General features: G+C 51.9%; 20 protein-coding genes and 1 rRNA gene (1 of these 21 only partly in view). All 21 read left to right on the top strand.

Going from position 1 to position 20,516, the window contains the following annotated elements:
- Positions 1-172 precede the first annotated feature (172 nt).
- A complete protein-coding gene (locus BBD41_RS07300; RefSeq protein WP_099477129.1) occupies positions 173-1,087 on the top strand; it encodes a M23 family metallopeptidase in 915 nt (304 codons plus the stop codon).
- Positions 1,080-1,934: a M50 family metallopeptidase gene (locus BBD41_RS07295; protein ID WP_099477128.1), complete on the top strand. Its 855-nt coding sequence runs from the start codon at positions 1,080-1,082 to the stop codon at positions 1,932-1,934. The genes BBD41_RS07300 and BBD41_RS07295 overlap by 8 nt, the downstream gene beginning before the upstream one ends.
- 123 nt (positions 1,935-2,057) lie before the next feature.
- Positions 2,058-3,293 (top strand): Rne/Rng family ribonuclease, encoded by a 1,236-nt coding sequence (locus BBD41_RS07290; protein WP_099477127.1) that lies wholly within the window; start codon positions 2,058-2,060, stop codon positions 3,291-3,293.
- Between the two features lie 159 nt (positions 3,294-3,452).
- A complete protein-coding gene (gene rplU / locus BBD41_RS07285; RefSeq protein ID WP_007130719.1) occupies positions 3,453-3,764 on the top strand; it encodes a 50S ribosomal protein L21 in 312 nt (103 codons plus the stop codon).
- A gap of 13 nt (positions 3,765-3,777) precedes the next feature.
- On the top strand, positions 3,778-4,110 hold the full coding sequence (locus BBD41_RS07280) for a ribosomal-processing cysteine protease Prp (RefSeq protein WP_077569218.1): 333 nt from the start codon (positions 3,778-3,780) through the stop codon (positions 4,108-4,110).
- Positions 4,111-4,127: 17 nt separating this feature from the next.
- A complete protein-coding gene (gene rpmA / locus BBD41_RS07275) occupies positions 4,128-4,439 on the top strand; it encodes a 50S ribosomal protein L27 (RefSeq protein WP_007130717.1) in 312 nt (103 codons plus the stop codon).
- Between the two features lie 302 nt (positions 4,440-4,741).
- Complete coding sequence (locus tag BBD41_RS07270) at positions 4,742-5,482, top strand: Spo0B domain-containing protein (protein WP_007130716.1); 741 nt, start codon at positions 4,742-4,744, stop codon at positions 5,480-5,482.
- A gap of 13 nt (positions 5,483-5,495) precedes the next feature.
- The gene (obgE, locus tag BBD41_RS07265; protein ID WP_077569216.1) at positions 5,496-6,806 is read left to right on the top strand and encodes a GTPase ObgE; all 1,311 of its coding nucleotides are present in this window, start codon (positions 5,496-5,498) and stop codon (positions 6,804-6,806) included.
- 254 nt (positions 6,807-7,060) lie between these two features.
- Entirely contained in the window at positions 7,061-8,392 is a 1,332-nt protein-coding gene (locus BBD41_RS07260; RefSeq protein ID WP_099477126.1) for an SPFH domain-containing protein, read from the top strand.
- Entirely contained in the window at positions 8,389-9,153 is a 765-nt protein-coding gene (locus tag BBD41_RS07255) for a hypothetical protein (RefSeq protein WP_099477125.1), read from the top strand. Before BBD41_RS07260 ends, BBD41_RS07255 begins: the two co-directional genes overlap by 4 nt.
- A gap of 22 nt (positions 9,154-9,175) precedes the next feature.
- Complete coding sequence (locus BBD41_RS07250; protein WP_099477124.1) at positions 9,176-9,931, top strand: hypothetical protein; 756 nt, start codon at positions 9,176-9,178, stop codon at positions 9,929-9,931.
- A 37-nt stretch (positions 9,932-9,968) separates the two neighbouring features.
- On the top strand, positions 9,969-10,658 hold the full coding sequence (locus BBD41_RS07245; protein WP_099477123.1) for a hypothetical protein: 690 nt from the start codon (positions 9,969-9,971) through the stop codon (positions 10,656-10,658).
- Between the two features lie 28 nt (positions 10,659-10,686).
- Positions 10,687-11,397, top strand: a complete 711-nt coding sequence (locus BBD41_RS07240) for a hypothetical protein (protein ID WP_077569211.1) — start codon at positions 10,687-10,689, stop codon at positions 11,395-11,397.
- A 241-nt stretch (positions 11,398-11,638) separates the two neighbouring features.
- Complete coding sequence (locus BBD41_RS07235; RefSeq protein ID WP_077569210.1) at positions 11,639-12,076, top strand: ACT domain-containing protein; 438 nt, start codon at positions 11,639-11,641, stop codon at positions 12,074-12,076.
- A gap of 59 nt (positions 12,077-12,135) precedes the next feature.
- Entirely contained in the window at positions 12,136-13,422 is a 1,287-nt protein-coding gene (locus BBD41_RS07230; protein WP_099477122.1) for a homoserine dehydrogenase, read from the top strand.
- 69 nt (positions 13,423-13,491) lie between these two features.
- Positions 13,492-14,565: a threonine synthase gene (gene thrC, locus BBD41_RS07225; RefSeq protein WP_077569208.1), complete on the top strand. Its 1,074-nt coding sequence runs from the start codon at positions 13,492-13,494 to the stop codon at positions 14,563-14,565.
- Positions 14,562-15,530, top strand: a complete 969-nt coding sequence (gene thrB, locus BBD41_RS07220; RefSeq protein ID WP_099477121.1) for a homoserine kinase — start codon at positions 14,562-14,564, stop codon at positions 15,528-15,530. Before thrC ends, thrB begins: the two co-directional genes overlap by 4 nt.
- Positions 15,527-16,414 carry a prephenate dehydratase gene (gene pheA / locus BBD41_RS07215; RefSeq protein ID WP_099477120.1) on the top strand — a complete coding sequence of 296 codons (888 nt, stop codon included), beginning with the start codon at positions 15,527-15,529 and terminating at the stop codon, positions 16,412-16,414. The genes thrB and pheA overlap by 4 nt, the downstream gene beginning before the upstream one ends.
- Positions 16,415-17,299 (top strand): branched-chain-amino-acid transaminase, encoded by an 885-nt coding sequence (gene ilvE / locus BBD41_RS07210; protein WP_077569205.1) that lies wholly within the window; start codon positions 16,415-16,417, stop codon positions 17,297-17,299.
- Between the two features lie 165 nt (positions 17,300-17,464).
- Positions 17,465-19,153 (top strand): LysM peptidoglycan-binding domain-containing protein, encoded by a 1,689-nt coding sequence (locus BBD41_RS07205; protein WP_099477119.1) that lies wholly within the window; start codon positions 17,465-17,467, stop codon positions 19,151-19,153.
- A 565-nt stretch (positions 19,154-19,718) separates the two neighbouring features.
- Positions 19,719-20,516 (top strand): 16S ribosomal RNA (locus BBD41_RS07200) (it continues 756 nt past the right edge of the window).

Genomic DNA, 20,516 nt, shown 5'->3' with positions numbered 1-20,516 from the left:
ACAACCGGGGAGGCTCTCGCGAGCGGAACGTGCAATTCCCTCCTGCTATGGCTTGTGAAGTTGAACAGGGCTTGTTCTAAACGGCTTTCCCTCCCTCATATGATAGGACAAGAAGAGATCTGCCGGATGTTCTTTAGGCAGACAGACCAACAAGCCCCAAGGGGGAGAGCTTATGGACGTTAAATCCTCAGTGAAACATCGCAGGGAAGCCCGGATCCGGGAGCTGCTCGAGGGCGGGCAGCATTCGCTCCCGCCGGACAAGTCATGGCCGGCGCTGCCTGGACAAGTTGAGACGGTCAAGCCGGAAGCCAAAGAGCCCGAATGGACGCAGAACGCCAGACCCGCATTGCCTGATCGGCCTTCCGCCGATACGGAGCCGGATCCCGAGCGGCTCTGGAAGCAGCAGGGATATCGCGGCTGGTACGATTCTCTAGACCCCGGCGACGCTCCGAATCCGCCGCGAAGGGGCTCCTTTCTGTCCGGCTTTGTACGCCGGATCGTCGTGAGCGCGCTGCTGTTCGGCATCGTGTGGGGGATATTTTCCATGCAGCAGCCATGGGCTCTGCGAACGCAGGCCTTTATTATCGAAGGGCTAAGCCGTGAGATGGATTTCCGCGCGGCCCAGGTATGGTACGAAGAGCATTTTGGGGAAGCGCCGTCCTTTATTCCGATTTTCGGGCAAACCGATGAGCACTCAACCAAAGTAAATGCATCCACGTCGCTCATTTCTCCGCTGGAAGGTCGGCTGGTGCAATCCTTTGCCGTTGATCTGAAGGGAATCGTGCTGGAAGCCAAAGGAGGATCTTTATCCCAGCGAGCGGTTAGAAGCATTGAGACCGGCCGGGTACTGGAGGTGACAGAGCATCCAGAGAACGGGATCTCGGTCTTAATTCAGCATACGGGAGACCGGAGGGCGATTTACAGCCGACTGGCGGAGACCGGGCTGAAGGTCAATGACTGGGTGCAGGGCGGAGATACGATCGGTACCCTTCAGCCGACGGATTCGGGCCGTCCCCCGACGCTTTATTTTGTTCTCAAAGAGGGCAACCGGGACGTGGACCCTGCGGAAGTGATGCCGCTTGATTAATTTTAAGGGCACAGCGCTGTCGCTGCATCCGCTTTTTGTCATCGTCATGCTGGCTTCAGTCGTAACGGGACGTTTTCTCGAGCTGCTTACATTATTCATCATCGTATTTATCCATGAATTAGGTCATGCCGCCGCCGCGGCAGCGATGGGGTTCAAGGTGAGAGCCATTCAGATGCTGCCGTTCGGCGGCGTTGCTGTTATTGAGGACGATGGGCGGATGACGGCATGGAAGGAAATCGTCATCGCTCTTTCAGGGCCGCTCCAAAATGCCATCATGATCGGACTTGCCCTGTGCTGCCGCTGGGCAGGCTGGGGAGACGAGGCGATGCTGGGCTATGTGATCCAGGGGAATGCGATGATCGCTTTATTCAATCTCCTGCCGATTCTTCCTCTCGACGGAGGGAAGGTGCTCCAGGCGCTGATCAGCTTAGCCGCGCCTTACCACGCTACGCTGGTATGGACTTCCCGGGCCGGCATTTGCGGCGGTCTGCTGATGATCGCTTACGGGCTTGCTCCCCTATTATCGGGAGGAGGCATCCGCCTCAATCTGCTGATGATCGGCGTGTTTCTGGCCTACTCCAACTTCGAGGATCACCGGAATGTTCCTTATCGTTTTCTCCGATTTCTTGTGAACCGCAGCGAGATTTACGAACGAAATCTGGATCGGCTCGGACCTGCACAGCCGATCGTAGCCGATTCTGCGAAACCTTTGGGTGAAATCATGCGTCTATTTAAAAGAGAGAAGTATCATTTGATATATGTGATGGGCGGACCGGGCCGTTTGCTCGCGGTTGTGCCTGAACAGCATGTCATATCTTCGTACTTCGCATCGAATGGACCGCCCTGATATGCGTAAAATCGTAAACAACATGAGGGAGACGCAGGGTGGGCCGGATTCTGTCTGCTTCATTCATCCAAATTGTGGTAGGATAGAATCATAGAGTTCGTCTTCCGTTTGTGAGGTGAAGCCATGAGGCAAATGATAGTTCATTGTGAACATGAGACCATTGAGATGGCTCTCATCGAGGATGGGAGATTAGCGGAGTTCGCAGTCGAGCGAAATTCCGAGCAGAGCGTCGTCGGAAGCATTTATAAGGGAAAGGTTGTCAATGTGCTGCCCGGGATGCAGGCAGCCTTTGTCGATATCGGGCTGAAGAAGAACGCATTTTTATATGTCGATGATGTGCTTCATCCGCATCTTGAGAAACAGCCGAAGCAGAAACCCTCGATTTCGCAGCTGCTGACCGTCGGCCAAGAGCTGATCGTTCAGGTGATGAAGGAGCCGAGGGGAGGCAAGGGGGCGAGGGTGACAACGCATTTCTCGCTGCCGGGCAGATGCATGGTCTACATGCCGACGGCCGATTATGTCGCCGTCTCGAAGAAGATCGAGCGCGATGCAGAGCGAAGCCGGCTGAAGGGGATTGGAGAGCAGCTGCGAACCGGGGAAGAGGGCATCATTATTCGGACCGTTTCGGAGGATGAGCCCATCGATTTTATCCGCAGTGATCTTGAGTTTTTAAGGGAAGAATGGTCGAGAATAACGGATAAGGCACGGAAGCTTCAAGCTCCCGCTTTGCTGCATCGGGATCTTGGCCTTCTGCAGCGCCTGATCAGGGATTCATTTGACCCTTATGAGGATGAGCTCGTGATTGACAGCCTGCCCAAAGCCGAGGAGACGATTAGCTACCTGAAGGACAGCGTCCCGGGCATCGAGCCCAAGGTTATCCATTATTCGGAGAGCGTCCCGCTCTTCCAGGCTTACGGGATAGATGATCAGCTGAAGACCGGCTTCGCAAGAAAGATTGCGCTGCCGGAAGGGGTTACGATCGTCATTGACCAGACTGAAGCGATGACCATTATTGATGTCAATACCGCCAAATATATCGGCGGGGATAATCTGGGCGAGACGATTCTCCAGACCAACCTGCTGGCCGCTCGCGAGATTGCCCGCATATTGCGGCTGTGGGACATCGGAGGGATCATTATCGTCGACTTCATCGATATGGAGCGCGAGGAGCATCGGCATCAGGTAGCTGCCGCAATGGAGGAGGCGATCCGGAAGGATCGGAGCAAGACATTTGTCGTAGGCTGGACCAAGCTGGATTTGCTGGAAATGACCCGTAAGAAAGCGAGAGAGAGCATGCCGCTTCCCTTTGCCAAGCCTTGCGGTGCCTGCGGAGGCAGAGGCTTTGTTCTTCCTTCTTGAGGTTGACGCTGATTAAGGATTATGATATTATCATTGGGTATGTGTGAAGTAATCTATTGCTGCACATGCTGTAACCGCTCCGGTTGGGTTGATAAGCGCTGTTCAGCATGAACGGACACCTTTTCCAGGCGAGTCTGAGACATAGGGAGGTGCAAGCAAATGTACGCTATTATCGAGACAGGCGGTAAGCAATACAAAGTTCAAGAGGGCGATGTATTGTTCATCGAGAAGCTGAATGCAGGTGACGGAGAGAGCGTGACTTTCGACCGTGTACTGGCCGTTTCCAAAGAGGACGGACTGGTAGCAGGTACCCCGGTTGTAGCCGGTGCAACTGTGACTGCGAAAGTGGAGAAGCACGGTAAAGGCCGCAAGGTCGTTGTATACAAGTACAAGCCGAAGAAGAACTACCACAAGAAGCAAGGTCATCGTCAGCCTTATACGAAAGTAACCATCGAGAAGATCCAAGCGTAAGAGGGTGCGGTAAGTGATTACGGTACAGATCCTGCGCGGGGAAGATGGACGAATCCGTAGCTTTAAGGTTGAGGGACATGCGGGCTATGCCGATCCCGGACAAGATATCGTGTGTGCCGGAGTATCCAGCATCACGGTGGGAACGGTCAATTCCGTCGAGGCTCTTACCGGAACCGTTATGGAGACCCGGATGAAGGGCGGCTTTCTCAGCGCGAATCTTCCGAAGAGTGCAGACGAATCTGCATCGGGTCAAGTTCAGCTGCTTCTCGAGTCGATGGTTGTCATGTTGCAGGGAATTGCCGATTCATACGGCAAATATATACGAATACAAGAACTGACTACTTAAAGAAGGAGGTAGACAACATGTTGAAATTGGATCTTCAGTTATTCGCATCGAAAAAAGGTGTAGGTTCCACGAAGAACGGCCGTGACAGTGAAGCGAAGCGCCTTGGCGTGAAGCGTGCGGACGGTCAAGTTGTGACCGGCGGCAGCATCTTGGTTCGTCAACGCGGTACGAAAATTCACCCAGGCACGAACGTGGGAATCGGTAAAGACGATACTTTGTTTGCGAAAGTGGACGGCGTTGTGAAATTCGAACGTTGGGGCCGTGATCGTAAGAAAGTGAGCGTCTACCCGGTTGAAGTCGCTCCTGTAGCGGCTGCAGTGGAAGCTTAATCGTTTCTTATACTGCTTACAGAAGAAGCCTTTCGGCATCGTTGCCGGGGCTTCTTTTTTAATTATAAGAAGGGGCTTGCTTGGCTCCGCGGGCGAGTATCCGGTCGTCGAGATGGTTGGCATCTTCGAATCCAAGGTGGAGCAGTCGTTAGCCTGCAGCGCCTTCGATCGCTGGTCCTCCACCGTAATTCGTATTGAAATTTGCCAAGTTCATCATCCAGGGGATGAACCGTGCGGAAAGACTGTGATATACTGAGATCTGGTGAATGTAACCAATTGCTGTTGAAAGACGAGGAGAAGCGATGAAATCCTGGATATGGATAACGGCTGGGGCCGGTTTAACCTCAGTCTTGCCGGTAGCATGGATGGTATGGAAGCCTAGTCTCGCAGCGGGTGCCGTAACGGCAATCTGGGCTGCGGCTGCTTCGGTTGGCGCTGCATGGCTTGTGCTGCGGTCGGAGAAGCGCAGGCAGCAGGCGATCGTTCGGAATATGGAGCACGCGTCGATTCGGATGTTGAATCATCACCGACATGATTGGATGAATGAACTTCAAATTTTATACGGCTATATTCAATTAGGTAAGCTTGATAAATCCGTGGCTTGTGTGGAAAGAATAAAAGAGCGGATGGCGCTGGAGAGCAAAATATCCAAGCTGGGCATCCCTTCTCTGGTTTTTTATTTACATTCATACCGGACCTCCGGCAACAATCTGCAGCTGGAAGTTGACATTGTGGATCAAGTCCAGTTGGAAGGCAAGGTCTCGCCAGGAACGGCCGATCGGGTGGCCGAAACGATTATTCGGACGGTCAAGGCTTTCCAGATGAGCGGGAAAGCGTCATGGGGAGAAACCCGGGAGTTAGCGTTAACATTTATGCAGCAGGAGCATGAGCTGATTGTATGGGCACAGGGTGAGGGAGACTTCGGAGAACCCGACAGCTTAAGGCTTCAGATCGAACAAGCCGTACAGGACGAAGGCGTTCGGGTGGAACAGACGGAGCCGGGGGAACCCACGTACCGCTTATACCTGCCGTTAGTGACTTGAGGAAGGTGATATCATGTTTGTAGATAAAGCGAAAGTTTACGTAAAAGGCGGAGACGGAGGAGATGGCCTTATTGCATTCCGCCGTGAGAAGTATGTGCCTGAGGGCGGCCCTGCCGGCGGTGACGGCGGCAAAGGCGGCGATGTCATATTTCGCGTGGATGAAGGACTTCGTACGCTGATGGATTTCCGTTACCAGAAGCATTTCAAGGCCAAGCGCGGAGAAAAGGGACGGAATAAAAGCCAGCATGGCGCCAACGCTGAAAATTTGATTGTGCGCATACCGCCCGGCACGATCCTGATGGATGACGATACGGGCGAAGTAATCGGGGATCTGACCCGTCATGGGCAGCAGGTCGTCGTAGCTAGAGGCGGACGCGGCGGACGGGGAAATATCCGTTTCGCAACGCCGAACAATCCCGCGCCGGAGCTCGCTGAGAACGGCGAAGAGGGCGAAGAGCGATATGTCGTTATGGAGCTTAAGGTGATGGCCGATGTCGGTCTGGTCGGCTTCCCGAGCGTCGGCAAGTCTACGCTGCTATCGGTCGTTTCCGCCGCACAGCCTAAGATTGGAGCCTATCATTTTACGACCATCACGCCGAATCTCGGTATGGTGGAAGTGGGCGATGGCCGAAACTTCGTTATGGCCGATCTGCCCGGACTGATCGAGGGCGCCCATGAAGGCGTCGGACTCGGACATGAGTTCCTCCGGCATGTAGAGCGGACGCGCGTCATTATTCATGTGGTGGATATGGCCGGTACGGAGGGAAGGGACCCGTTCGAGGATTGGGAGAAGATCAATGATGAGATCAGGCTCTACAATGCGGCTCTGATGGACCGCCCGCAAATTGTGGCTGCCAATAAGATGGATATGCCTGAAGCCGAAGAGAATCTGGCCGTCTTCACCGAGAAGGTAAAGGCGATCCGCCCGGACATTGAAGTTATGCCCATTTCTTCACTGACCCGTCAAGGGATCCAGGAGCTTCTGTATCGGACGATGGATATCCTTGAGAGCATGCCGGAAGAGCCGACGGTGGAAGAGGTGACCGAGGTTGCCGAGCGGAAGGTCTACAAGTTCAAAGCCCAGAATGACAACACGTTCACGATTACCCGCGACAATGAAATGTACGTCGTGCACAGCGAGCGAATCGAGCGGATGCTGAAGCGTATGCAGATGAATTCGCATGATGCAATTCTGAAGCTTGCCCGGACCATGCGCCATATGGGCGTGGACGAGGAGCTTCGCAAGCGCGGTGCAACGGATGGAACGATTGTACGCATCGGGGATTTTGAATTCGAGTTTGTAGAAGGAAGCAGCTATTATTAAAAGCAGGGCTAGAAGGAGGCAGCTTCCCGGAAACGGGGCCTTCAATGCCGCTCGTTTGGATAGATAAAGAGTTACCGCTAAGTCTGTGTATAAGCAGGCTTGGCGGTTTTTTTGTGTGCAAAAGCGACGACGAATGGTCCGATTCCCAAATTTTTCATCCATTTACCGGCCAAATCGTATACAATAGTAGTACATTTGTACCTATTTTTATCGATCATCCGATCGGACGAACCATGCAAAAGGAGAGCAGAACTATGGCTATCATTGATGTTGTTAAATTTGAAGGCCCGCCGGATGTGTTTGCTTGGCGTTATCCCAACCAGGAGCTGGGCACCTGGACCCAACTAATCGTTCACGAATCGCAGGAGGCGATTTTATATAAGGGCGGCCAAGCCTTGGATTCCTTCTCTGCAGGCAGGCACACGCTAAGCACCGCAAACATTCCGATTTTATCGAATATCACCAATCTCCCGTTCGGAGGCAAATCTCCGTTTACGGCAGAGGTTTGGTTTATCAACAAAATGCGCTCTTTGGATGTGAAGTGGGGAACGAGCGCACCGATTCAGCTGCAGGATCCCAAATATCATATTATCGTCTCCGTGCGGGCATTTGGACAGTTCGGGGTCCAGATCAGCGATCCGAGAAAGTTTTTGGGAGAAATGGTCGGCACGCTGCCAACCTTTGATCAAAGCACCTTGGTCAAATATTATCGCGGAGTGCTTATGTCCAATATTAAGGATATTATCTCCTCGTACATCATTTTCAAAAAGATCAGCGTCGTCGAAATCAGCGCCTATATGACGGAAATATCAAAGCATATTATGGAAGCGATTGCTCCATCGTTCGATGAGATGGGGATTACGCTGCTCAATTTCTTTGTCGATTCCATCAATATTCCGGAAGATGACCCCGCTGCTCTTCGAATTAAGGAAGCATTGGCGAAGAAAGCGGAAATGGACATTATCGGCTATACCTATCATCAGGAGCGGACCTTCGATACGCTGGAAGGAGCCGCGAAGAATCCCGGGAGCCCTGCTGGGGCGATCGGCAGCGGACTGGGCATAGGGATCGGCATGGCTGGTCCGGTATACGAAACGATGACACGGCTGTTAAGAGACACCGAGGTTCAGACAGCAGACGGACCCGGACTGAAGCCAAGAGCCTGTACCGAGTGCGGGACGTTAATGGATGAGCATTCCCGGTTTTGCTCAGGCTGTGGCCAGCCTGCTCATGTGCAGAAGCCGGATAAGCCGGCCCGCGATATTTTGTGCACCGATTGCGGTCATGTGATCCCACGCCATGCGAAGTTTTGCCTGAACTGCGGTGACCCGTACAGAGCCTGCCCATCCTGCGGCTATGATTATCCGGCGGATGCCAAGGTATGCGCGGAGTGCGGTGCCCAGCTGCCGATCCCTTGCCGGGAATGCAGCCACTTGCTGGACCCGGGTGCAAAATTCTGTCCGAACTGTGGAGCAAGTCATAAGCTTCAATGCACCAACTGCAATCATGAGGTAAAGCCGGGGCAGAAGTTCTGCATGGAATGCGGGCACCGGATAATGGAAAGTGAAAGCGGTGATCCATCATGACGTCAAGAGTCGCGGCTCGATACGGTTTCTGGTTGGCTGCCTTGATTGTCCCGGTTGCCACGATTCTCCTATTCGGCATTATTGGCGGGCTGACCGATATCAACGCGTGGGTATCCGGCATTGCCGTTGGCTTCGCTGAAGCGTCTGTGCTTATTTTTATCGGATCCTGCATCCATCAATGCAGACGCAAAGCTGCTTCCTCCAGTGCCCCCTTTACGATTGCCATGGGCTTCATTATCGGGGTGTATGCCTTATCCGTCATCCTTGAGGTCATTTTGCTGGGGAGCTTGTTTAAGCTCTCGGGACCGGCGTATCTCAAAATCCATGCGATGACGTTATTGGGATTCGCCGTTGTTTTGGTTTTAGTCTCTCTGCTCGGCAGGTATGTCGCCGGTCATGAGGAGAAGGAGGGAGAGCTTACGGCAAGGAAGCGTGAAACGGTCGCTTGGATTGGCGCAATCCGGGGTAAGCTGAACCAGCTATCCGGCGAGGAAATCCACTCGCTGGACCGGGACATGGCTGAACTGGAGGAGACGCTCCGCTACAGCGATCCCATTCCGCATGCATCCCTCCATGAAGTGGAAAATCTGATCCGGGAGAAAATCGCTGTATTGGAGGACCAGGTGACATTGATCGGTGAAGTCAGCGCCGAAGCCCGGCAAGGGGTGACCGAGGAAACGGCACGGATGATCCGGGATATCCTCAGGACGGTACAGGACCGTAACATGCAGCTTTTGCACGCCAAAGCGGGTTCTACATAAAAGCAGATCAAGGAGATAACGTATGGGTGCGCCTTTTAAACCTTATAAATTGAAGTTTTCTACAACCGATGCCCTTATCCTTGGGGCTGCCGTTTTGTTCTTTCCGCTCGCGATGGTGCTGGCCGCCATCCGAATGATGGCCAGCCATCGGCGAAACAGCTGCAAGGGAAGAAATTACAGGCTCTTGGGCTGGGTATTGCTAATTACGTTTATGGTTCTTGAGTTTTTGATGATCATCGGCAGCACGGACACCGGAGAGACCGGGAGTCTTATGGAAGTCACAATCTTCTTGGGAATCGTATTTTTGGTTCCGGTAGTCATTTTGTTCGTGATCGGAAATAGGCGGGACCAGAGCTTCGGAATGCTGATCGAGGTTTACACGGATACCATCGTGCGAAGGAGGCTGTTCCATGTCCCGTATATCGCCCAGGCGGTCAGACAGGGGCCCGAGCAGGTGATTCGGGACTTGAACGATTTGTTTCGTTTGCATTTGCTCCCCTATGGACGGATCGAGAACGGTGTCGTGAAAATCCCGTCCTTGCGGAGCCGGGAAGACTTCAGCGAAACCAGCGGTGCACAGAGCCTTGATGAGCAGCTGAACTCGGTCCTCAACCAAGCCGCTGTAATTATGAAGGCAGAGAAGACGGAAACGCAGGAAGAGGACGGCCCATATTGGGTAGAATGCTCCGGATGCGGTGCGAAATCGTCCGTGGCCCGCGGAGAGCACAAGGAGTGCGACTATTGCGGCACGCTGCTGAGGCACAGCAGGATCGGGTAGACGATTTATTAAGAAATTGACAAGAAAGGTGATACTATTGGTTGAAAGCAAAACAACGACAGAATATAAATACGAGCCCAAGCCCGAGCCTGTTGATCTTGCGCTGTTTACGGCCAGCTTGCTTCTTCCTTATGTCCTGATTCCTTTGTCGGTATGGAGGGCTAGGGCAAACAAGCACCTTAATTATCGACAAGGATATCATTACAAAATGATATCATTTCAGTTATTTACAAGCTTTATATCGTATCTGGTCTATGGATTTTTCTTTAATTCGATTCTCTCTTATATTTTTGCGGTCCTCATTGTTTCCTTGCTGCTGTTTTTTATATTAACCGGAATCTATATGAGACGAAGCGAGTGGTACATAAAACTTGTTGAACAATATAAGCAAATTATTTTCGATCACGGGATTCGCCGCATTAGCGAAATCGCGGAGCAGGTGCGACAACCCCAGCTTAACGTAGAGCAAGATATGGAGTATTTAATGTCCATAGGTCACTTCCCGGAAGGAGCCTTAGTTGAGGGGGTGTTGACATTCAAACAAGATTATGCAAATAAATCCGATGAAGTTTTCGGCCATTCTGTCACGAATCAAGAAGAGACAACTCCGTCAACACAACAATCTCACGTTGTGGAGTGCAGGGGATGTGGTTCCAAATTGATTCTGAGATCAGAGGAATCAAAAGAGTGCGAATACTGCGGGCTATTGGTACAATCCGTGTCATGAGAACAAGTCAGGAGAGGAGAGATGGTACATGGAAGAAAGTAAACGTATCATAGAGGAGCAGAAGTTTGAAGCGGAACCAACCTCCTTTGATAAAGCTTTGGTCATAGGCAACCTTTTGTTTTTTCCGGTTTTTTTGCCTCTAGGTTTGTGGAGGTTCTTTCGCCAATACTCCCTTAACTATGCGAGAGGTTTTCAATATGGTCAGCTGGGTCGACAGCTTGGTGGGATGTATTTGGGTATGGTATTATATGCATTTTTTGTACTGTACAGCGATATGGAACCATCTCAAAGGGCTGATCAAGGTATCACGATTGCATGGCAATTGGGCATCGTGTTTTTGATATTTATTGCCGTTCTAAGCATGTTGAGGGTCCATCATAATAAACAGTTTTATCAACTGGCGAAACAGTACGAGGATCAGATCAGACGGGGCGTCCTTTCGGTTGAAGAGATTGCGGCGGAAGTGAAGCAGCCGGGTTCAAGAGTTATAGAAGATTTAAAGTATTTGTTGAATCACAAGCATTTCATGAGAGGGATTATAAAAGACGGATTTATCCGCCTGGATGCAAATGCGCCTAAGAATGCGTCGGTTCAACCAATAAACAAGGCAAATAACAACCGAGCTTCTAGTTCTACGGGAGTCGTAACGTGCTCCGGATGCGGCTCAGAAGTAGTGATCCGGAAAAATCAACCAGTCGAATGTGCATACTGCGGTTCTGTCATGAATCATACGGGCTGAACAGACCCTATCAGCAGCTCCCGAAAGGCCGGGAGCTGCTTTATTATTTGGGCACATTTTTACGAAATGAATACAATCAACGATGAGTTCCTATAAAATTTGCGATATAGTATAGGTTATAGCATGGACATGAAGATGCTGCCAATGCGAAAAAAGGGACATTTATGTATTGCCCTTGCCCGATATATCCAGTATAATGTCCACTATACGAAAACAGTAGTCTTTGAGGAGAGGACGTTTTGTGAAGGAACGCTATTATTTGGTCCGGGAAGACATCCTTCCCGAAGCTGTGGTCAAAACCATGCAGGTGAAGAAGCTGCTGGCCTCCGGCGACGTCAAGACGGTCCACGAAGCTGTTGAGCAGGTAGGGCTTAGCCGCAGCGCCTTTTATAAGTATAAGGACGGCATCCATCCGATCAATCAGCTGGAGCGGGATGAAATTGTCACCATATCGATTGATATGGAGCACCGTTCGGGCATGCTGTCAGAGGTGCTTGGATTGGTTGCCGGTGAAGGCGGCAATGTGCTGACCATCCATCAGAGCATTCCTTTGCAAGGGATCGCGAACGTGGTGATCTCCGTTGAGGTTTCCCGCTTGATTGAAGAGCTCGACGATTTGTTGGACGGTCTGCGCCGCATCACCGGCGTACGAAAAGTACAGATGATCGGGCAAGGATAATTTGTTTCATAGTTAAGTAAATCGCTTATTGTGATGGGATACGGGAGGTAATCGTAGGAATGAAGCCGGTGAAGATAGGACTTTTAGGATTGGGAACAGTAGGAACTGGGGTTGTAAGAATTGTGGAAGGTCATCAGGAGGATCTGAGCAGCCAGGTCGGATCGCCGATCGTGATCGAACGGATCGCGGTAAAGCATATGGAGAAATACCGCAGCGTTAGTGTGGATCAAAGCAAGCTGACGGAGGATCCATGGGAAGTGATCCGGGATCCGGAAATCGATGTTATTGTGGAAGTTATGGGCGGCATCGAACAGACGAAGACGTACATTTTGGAAGCGCTGGACCGGGGCAAGCATATCGTGACGGCGAACAAGGATTTGATGGCTCTGCACGGCGCTGAGATTTTGGCAAAAGCGCAAGAGAAGCAGTGCGATGTATTCTATGAGGCAAGCGTAGCCGGCGGTATTCCGATTATCCGGACGCTGATCGAGGGCTTCTCATCGGACCGCATTATGAAGATTATGGGGATCGTGAACGGCACGACCAATTATATTTTGACGAAAATGAGCCAGGAGGGCGCATCCTTCGAGGACGTGCTGGCTGAAGCGCAGGCGCTCGGCTATGCGGAGGCGGACCCGACCTCTGACGTGGAGGGCCTGGACGCTGCGCGCAAGATGGCGATTCTCGGAACGCTCGGTTTCCGGACGAATGTCGAGCTGCAGGATGTATCGGTCAAGGGAATCTCTCAAGTAACCAAAGAAGACATTTCGTACGCCAAACGTCTGGGCTATGAGATGAAGCTGCTCGGCATCGCCGAGCGTCAGGACGACGAGGTCAGCATCAGCGTGCAGCCGACCATGGTACGCACGGGACATCCCATCGCAGCCGTTAACGGTGTATTCAACGCCGTCTACGTGTATGGGGAAGCTGTAGGGGAGACAATGTTCTATGGTGCCGGTGCCGGCGAGATGCCGACGGCGACCTCCGTTGTCGCGGATCTGGTAGCCATAATCAAAAACTTGAAGCTCGGCGTGAACGGTCTGAAAGCGATCGTCCCGTATAAACCGAAGAAGCTCAAGACGGACGAGCAGATTTCGTATAAAAACTTTATCCTGCTGCATGTCGATGATAAAGCGGGGGTTCTCGCCCAAATCACGCAAGTGTTCGCGCAGCATGACGTGAGCCTGGAATCAGTTGTTCAGCAGCCGAATGACCAGAATCCGGATGCAGAGATCATCATCGTTACGCACCATGCAAGCAAGGCCAATATGGATAAGGTGCTGAATCATTTCGAAGGCCTGGAGGTTATCCGGCGGATCAAGAGCGTATACCGGGTTGAAGGCTAGGCCATATGGCCACGAAGTGTACATCAGAGCCGAAACTATATTTTTTCATAGAAAAGGAGATCATGAGAGATGCCGTACGAAGGATTACTTCAAACTTATAAAGAATATTTACCCGTCAATGACCAGACCCCGCTGCTAACCCTTAAGGAGGGGAATACGCCGCTGATCCGTGCCGAGAACCTGTCGGAGGAGCTTGGAATCGACCTGCATTTTAAATTTGAAGGACTGAATCCTACAGGCTCCTTTAAAGACCGAGGGATGGTCATGGCGGTAGCCAAGGCGATGGAGGAAGGAAGCCGCACCATTATGTGCGCCTCGACCGGCAACACCTCCGCTGCAGCTGCTGCTTATGCGGCACGCGGCGGATTGAACTGCATCGTCATTATCCCGAACAACAATATTGCCTTGGGCAAGCTTGCACAAGCGATGATCTATGGCGCTAAAGTCATTGCCATCGACGGCAACTTTGACCGTGCACTGGAAATCGTGCGGGAGATCACGGCCAAGCATCCGATTACGCTCGTCAACTCCGTGAACCCGTACCGGATCGAGGGACAGAAGACGGCTGCTTTCGAAGTGGTCGATCAGCTGGGGAAAGCGCCGGACGTGCTGGCGATCCCGGTGGGCAATGCGGGCAATATCTCCGCGTATTGGAAGGGATTCAAAGAATACCATGCAGCCGGCAAGGCGGCTTCGCTGCCTAAGATGCTCGGGTTTGAGGCCGAAGGGGCCATGGCCATCGTGAAAGGCGAGCCGATTCCTAATCCGGAAACGGTCGCAACGGCAATCCGAATCGGCAATCCGGCCAGCTGGAAAACGGCGGTAGCCGCAGCCGAGGAGTCCCGCGGGCAGATTAACTACGTTACCGACGGGGAAATATTGGAAGCCTACCGCAAAATCGCGTCACGTGAAGGAATCTTTGCCGAGCCGGGTTCCGCGGCTTCGATTGCAGGCGTATATAAAATGAAACGGGAAGGATATTTTAAAGGCGGGGAATCCGTCGTCTGCGTTTTGACCGGACATGGATTGAAGGATCCGAACATCGCGATTTCGACGGTCCAATCGGAACCGCTGGTCGTATCCGATACGGAGTCCGCGGTTATGGAAGCCATCGCGAAGCTTGAAGGGGCTGCGCAGGTATGAGTTTGTCCCAAGGCTTGAGGGTTAAGGTTCCGGCCAGCACGGCCAACCTTGGTCCAGGTTTTGATACGCTCGGCATGGCATTGTCACTTTACTCCTGGATCGAGCTGAAACCTGCTGATCGTACCGAAATTCATCTCCACGGAGATGAGATGAAGGGCTTGCCGGTCGACAAAAGCAACATGATCTATAAAGTGGCGCAAATGGTGTTCGATGAAGCAGGAGAATCGGTTCCCGAGCTTGAAGTATCGATGTATTCCGATATTCCGCTGGCGCGGGGACTCGGCAGCAGCGCTTCCGCCATCGTTGGCGCTTTATATGCGGCGAATGCGTTGATCGGCTCTCCGTTATCGGAGTCCAAGCTGTTCGATATGGCGACTGCCCTTGAGAAGCATCCGGACAACGTGGGCGCATCGTTGTTTGGCGGCATTATTACAGCGGCATGGGATGGCAAGCATGCGGATTATATCCGGATCGAACCGCCAGCCCGCCTCGGGACCGTGGTCGTCATTCCTGATTTCCACTTGGCCACCTCCAAGGCGAGGGAGGCGCTGCCTGCCCAGGTCAATTTGGCGGATGCCGTATATAATATTAGTCGATCGTCCTTAATGACGGCTGCTCTGTCGGCTGGCCGCTTGGATCTTGTCCGGGCAGCGATGCAGGACCGCATTCACCAGCCTTACCGGGCACCGCTCGTGCCCGGGATGCCGAGAATCCTGGCGGAAGCGCCTGATCAAGGCGCACTGGGGGTCGCGCTCAGCGGAGCTGGCCCGACGATTATCGCGTTCGTGGATCGTGATGATCGGCGTGTGGATGATCTCAAGGCTTACTTGGTGAGAGCGATGGAGGCCGAAGGCATCCCGTCCTCGTGCTTCAGTCTGGACCCGGCAGCCGAGGGCGTCCAGATTATGGACGACATCAACAACAGATCCTTTTTGGATATGATTAGAGGGGAAGTAACCGCATGAAAAAAATAGCCTTGTTGCCCTCAGGATCGGTATCTCATGAAGCGATACGATATCTTCTTGGCGATCAGCCTGTCGAGCTCGTCCACTACAAACTGATCTCTGATGTGTTCATGTCTACGGTCGAAGGCAAGAGTGATTATAGCGTAATTCCGATTGAGAATACGATTGAGGGCTCCGTAAGCCTCCATATGGATTGGCTTGTCAACGAGGTGGATATGCCGATGCAGGTGGAGTGGGTGTATCCGTCGATTCAAAATTTAATCGGCAATGCGTCGGAATTCCGCGGATCGGAGGGGGCGATGGATTTCAGTAAAATTACGAAAATCTGGTCCCATCAGGTTGCGACCGCCCAGTGCCGCCAATTCCTGGCCAAAGCCGCCCCTCAGGCGGAGCTTGAACAGGTAGGCAGCACGTCCGAAGGCGTTAAAATCGTAAAAGAAAATCCGGGCAAAGGGTGGGCGGCCATCGGAACATCCCTCGGTGCAGAGAAGCATGGATTGGATCTGCTTGCAGAGCGGATTACGGATCACGACAACAATTACACCCGGTTCGTGCTGATCGGCCGTGAGCCGATCGCGATTGACCGTTCACCGGAGCATGTCAAGACGAGCATTCTGGTTACGTTGCCGGAGGATGTGCCGGGTGCGCTGCATCAGGTGCTTTCGGCATTTGCGTGGAGACGGCTGAACCTGACCCGAATCGAATCCCGGCCGACCAAGAAAAAGCTCGGCAACTATTATTTCTATATAGATGTAATGGCTGCTGCCGATTCCGTTCTGCTGACGGCTGCCATGGGAGAAATCGAAGCACTCGGATGCCAAGTCCGCACGCTTGGATCGTATCCGAGTTACGCCTACGAAAGCGAGAAAATGGGGGTAAAGTAAATGTCTGAGCAATGGATCTATTTAGACGGAGAATTTGTCACGAAAGAGAATGCGAAAGTTTCGGTATTTGATCACGGCTTCCTGTACGGGGACGGCATTTTCGAAGGCATCCGGATTTATAACGGCAACATCTTCAAATGCAAAGAGCATTTGGACCGTTTATACGATTCGGCCAAGTCTATCGATCTTGTGATTCCATTGGCCTATGATGAGCTGCTGGAGGCAATGGCGGAGACGATTCGCCGCAACGATATGAGAGACGGGTACATCCGCCTCGTCGTGTCGCGCGGTGCGGGCAACTTGGGTCTTGACCCTCGTCGCTGCCCGAAACCGACGGTACTGATTATTGTCGAACAGCTGGCGATCTATTCAGAAGAAGCGTATTTGAACGGTTTGCGAGCGGTTTCCGTGGCGCAGCGGAGAAACATTCCGGATGCGCTCAATCCGAAGATCAAGTCGCTGAACTATTTGAACAACATCCTCGTTAAGATCCAGTCCAACTTCGCCGGGGCTGATGAAGCCATTATGATGAACGCCCAAGGATATGTTACGGAGGGTTCGGGAGATAATATTTTCATCGTGAAAAATGGTGTCGTCACAACGCCGCCATGTTACCTGGGCGCACTAGAAGGCATTACGCGCCAGGCGATCATCGAGCTGTGCGGCAAGCTTGGCATTCCGCTCAAGGAAGAGCCTTTCAGCATGCATGATGTGTATATCGCCGACGAGGTATTTTTCACAGGTACGGCTGCCGAGGTGATCGCCGCACGCGAGATTGACGGGCGTACCATCGGCAAGGGGCAAGCGGGGCCGATTACGCTTCAATTGCTTGAAGAGTTCCGGAAAATCGTTGAGATTGACGGGTATAAAGTTTGGGAATCCTAAGTATTACGGACAAGAAGTTCAAGCGTATTAAAAAATCCTTTCATGTCGATGAAAGGATTTTTTTTGCATCGAGGGATGTCAATCGCCCATTTCCTGCATAGGATGTAGTAACGAACACGGGCGAATAACCATAGCGCCTAGAAGAGTGTAGGAGGTTTTAGCGGCGTGAAGATACACATCGTCAAGGTAGGCGACACCCTATATGAGCTGTCCAAAAAATTTGACGTACCGTTAACGAAAATCATCGATGCCAACCCGCAGCTGGTCGATCCGAATAAGCTTGATGTCGGGGCTAAAATTAAAATTCCGACAGAGCCCGTTCCGGTACCTGGCGGCAGCCAGCCAATTATCCATAAGCATACGGTAAAACAAGGGGACTCCTTGTGGAAGCTGTCCAAAGCCTGGGGAGTAACCCTGAAAGAAATTATCGATGCCAACCCGCAGCTTAAAAATCCGAATGCCCTTTTAGTGGGAGAGATTGTCAATATTCCTTCGTCGGGCATTTATACGGAGACGGGAGATAGCGATGGCATTACGATGAGTGCTGAAGTCGCTCCGGGTAAAAAGAAGCCGGGAAGCAAGGATTATACGGGCGTGAAAGAAGAAATTACCCAGCCCGTACCGCAGCCGCCGGTGGCCCCGCCACAGCCAATGCCAGAGCCGCCTGTGTTACCGAAGCTTCCGGAGATTGCGCCTTTGCCGGAGGAGCCTAAAAAGGTAGAGCCGGAGTACAAACCGGAGATTAAGCCCGAGATTAAACCGGAGATTAAACTCGAGTATAAACCGGAGATTAAACCCGAATTTAAACTAGAATACAAACCGGAGTATAAGCCAGAGTTCAAGCCAGAATTTAAACCGGAGTATAAACCGGAATACAAGCCTTTTGAGCCGGAGCAAATGTATCCGTTAAAGACAATGCCGATGCCGCATCCGGTTCTTCCAGCCGATGATCCATGCCCGAAGGTTGCTGACTTCCCGGTCCAACCTTTCATGCATCCATGTCCGGAGTTTCCGATTCATCATGTTCCGGATCATCCATGTCTTGGTCCGTACCAACATCACCACCATCATGGATATCATGAGCCTCAGTTTACGATGCCGCAATACGTCTATCCGGAATCTCCATGCGGGTGCCACGAGCCGGTAAAATGGCATGGAGAGAGTGTTCATCCATACTATCATATGCCGCAGCCAGCCGTTCCGGCATCCTATGGAGACGCCTGGGGAATTCCGGCGGAAGGCTATCCTGGAGTGTCCGGAGATCCGGTCGGAATGGAGTATTCCCAGATTTCCGTTTCCGAGTCCTATACCGCAGGAGCAACTTCTAACTATATGCCGTATCCAGAACATCAAGGGATTTCGCCGCTTGGGTATGCCTCATCTCCTTGCGGCTGCCAGGGCGGAGAAGTGAGTCCTTTTTACGGGATGCCTCAAAACAGTTATCCATATGCTCACCAGGGGGGAGCGGAGCATGCCATGCCTTATAATTGGCAGCATGGTGCCATGAATTCGTCGGGTGCCTACAGCGTTCCTTCGGAACCGCTTGGAGCTTTCGGCGCAAATCCATCATTCGTGAACCCTTATGAACAGATGTGGATAGACCGTCAAAATGAAGAACAAGGAGTCGGAATTGCTTCAAGCTTTACGGAAGATGCTTCTCCAGCGAATCATTCCGTTGAAGAGAGCGATCAGGAAGCTGAAATTCGTGACGCTGTGATTGAAGAGAACAGTAAGGCGCCCAAGGCAAAGGTTCATCGTCAGACGGGGGGGAAAGCCTCCAGAACTGCAGCCAAGAAAACACGGAAGCCGCAGTCGGCAAAGAACAAACAGCAAAACCCATGGATAAAAGGATAAGGTAAGCGAAAAAGACAAGAGGTAACCGATTCATGGTAAGTTCTAAGTGGGTTAGAGCGTGCTAAGGTTTATTAGAAGAAGACGGCCGGTCACCGGCCGTCTTGTCACGTTTGTGGAATCAAGTGGCGGTAGAATATAGAGCTAAACCAGTTCAAATGTTTCGGAAGCAACATATATCCCTAGTACAAGTTATAATATTAGAATTGGAAAAAATTATGCATTGTTTATTGATGTTGATTCATGATATATTATAAATCCAGTCGCGAAACGAAAGCTTTTGCGGCAGGGAAGAGATCAAGGAATGCTTTTGGTTTCGAATTTAAGAGATCAAAAAAACTTCAAAAAACCTCTTGCATTAACGAAAAAGATATGATATATTATAAGAGTTGCTGATGCGAACGAGATTCGCCGGTAACGAAAAGGTTGATCTTTGAAAACTGAACAACGAGTGAGTAAAAACGAACCGCTTCGGCGGGGAGTTACAATAGAGAATTGAACAAATTCTCGTCAGTTTTTCTAAATGAGCTTAATCGCTTTTTCAATCAATCATCCGAAAGGATGATCTTTATTGGAGAGTTTGATCCTGGCTCAGGACGAACGCTGGCGGCGTGCCTAATACATGCAAGTCGAGCGGACTTGATGGAGTGCTTGCACTCCTGATGGTTAGCGGCGGACGGGTGAGTAACACGTAGGCAACCTGCCCTCAAGACTGGGATAACTACCGGAAACGGTAGCTAATACCGGATAATTAAACCTGCTGCATGGCGGGGTTATGAAAGGCGGAGCAATCTGTCACTTGAGGATGGGCCTGCGGCGCATTAGCTAGTTGGTGGGGTAATGGCTCACCAAGGCGACGATGCGTAGCCGACCTGAGAGGGTGAACGGCCACACTGGGACTGAGACACGGCCCAGACTCCTACGGGAGGCAGCAGTAGGGAATCTTCCGCAATGGGCGAAAGCCTGACGGAGCAACGCCGCGTGAGTGATGAAGGTTTTCGGATCGTAAAGCTCTGTTGCCAGGGAAGAACGTCTCATAGAGTAACTGCTATGAGAGTGACGGTACCTGAGAAGAAAGCCCCGGCTAACTACGTGCCAGCAGCCGCGGTAATACGTAGGGGGCAAGCGTTGTCCGGAATTATTGGGCGTAAAGCGCGCGCAGGCGGTTCTTTAAGTCTGGTGTTTAAACCCGAGGCTCAACTTCGGGACGCACTGGAAACTGGGGAACTTGAGTGCAGAAGAGGAGAGTGGAATTCCACGTGTAGCGGTGAAATGCGTAGATATGTGGAGGAACACCAGTGGCGAAGGCGACTCTCTGGGCTGTAACTGACGCTGAGGCGCGAAAGCGTGGGGAGCGAACAGGATT

Origin of the sequence: Paenibacillus ihbetae, assembly GCF_002741055.1 — a bacterium.
Taxonomy (GTDB): domain Bacteria; phylum Bacillota; class Bacilli; order Paenibacillales; family Paenibacillaceae; genus Paenibacillus_AQ; species Paenibacillus_AQ ihbetae.
Note: the sequence above shows the minus strand (reverse complement) of the source record. Positions and strands in the feature narration are given on the sequence as shown.

Excerpts from the sequence above, each read along its gene's own strand:
- rpmA (WP_007130717.1), top strand. The coding sequence starts at position 4,128 with ATGTTGAAATTGGATCTTCAGTTATTCGCATCGAAAAAAGGTGTAGGT.
- obgE (WP_077569216.1), top strand. The coding sequence starts at position 5,496 with ATGTTTGTAGATAAAGCGAAAGTTTACGTAAAAGGCGGAGACGGAGGA.
- pheA (WP_099477120.1), top strand. The coding sequence starts at position 15,527 with ATGAAAAAAATAGCCTTGTTGCCCTCAGGATCGGTATCTCATGAAGCG.
- thrC (WP_077569208.1), top strand. The coding sequence starts at position 13,492 with ATGCCGTACGAAGGATTACTTCAAACTTATAAAGAATATTTACCCGTC.
- BBD41_RS07270 (WP_007130716.1), top strand. The coding sequence starts at position 4,742 with ATGAAATCCTGGATATGGATAACGGCTGGGGCCGGTTTAACCTCAGTC.
- rplU (WP_007130719.1), top strand. The coding sequence starts at position 3,453 with ATGTACGCTATTATCGAGACAGGCGGTAAGCAATACAAAGTTCAAGAG.
- BBD41_RS07250 (WP_099477124.1), top strand. The coding sequence starts at position 9,176 with ATGGGTGCGCCTTTTAAACCTTATAAATTGAAGTTTTCTACAACCGAT.
- BBD41_RS07290 (WP_099477127.1), top strand. The coding sequence starts at position 2,058 with ATGAGGCAAATGATAGTTCATTGTGAACATGAGACCATTGAGATGGCT.
- BBD41_RS07255 (WP_099477125.1), top strand. The coding sequence starts at position 8,389 with ATGACGTCAAGAGTCGCGGCTCGATACGGTTTCTGGTTGGCTGCCTTG.
- thrB (WP_099477121.1), top strand. The coding sequence starts at position 14,562 with ATGAGTTTGTCCCAAGGCTTGAGGGTTAAGGTTCCGGCCAGCACGGCC.
- BBD41_RS07230 (WP_099477122.1), top strand. The coding sequence starts at position 12,136 with ATGAAGCCGGTGAAGATAGGACTTTTAGGATTGGGAACAGTAGGAACT.
- BBD41_RS07260 (WP_099477126.1), top strand. The coding sequence starts at position 7,061 with ATGGCTATCATTGATGTTGTTAAATTTGAAGGCCCGCCGGATGTGTTT.
- BBD41_RS07240 (WP_077569211.1), top strand. The coding sequence starts at position 10,687 with ATGGAAGAAAGTAAACGTATCATAGAGGAGCAGAAGTTTGAAGCGGAA.
- BBD41_RS07300 (WP_099477129.1), top strand. The coding sequence starts at position 173 with ATGGACGTTAAATCCTCAGTGAAACATCGCAGGGAAGCCCGGATCCGG.
- ilvE (WP_077569205.1), top strand. The coding sequence starts at position 16,415 with ATGTCTGAGCAATGGATCTATTTAGACGGAGAATTTGTCACGAAAGAG.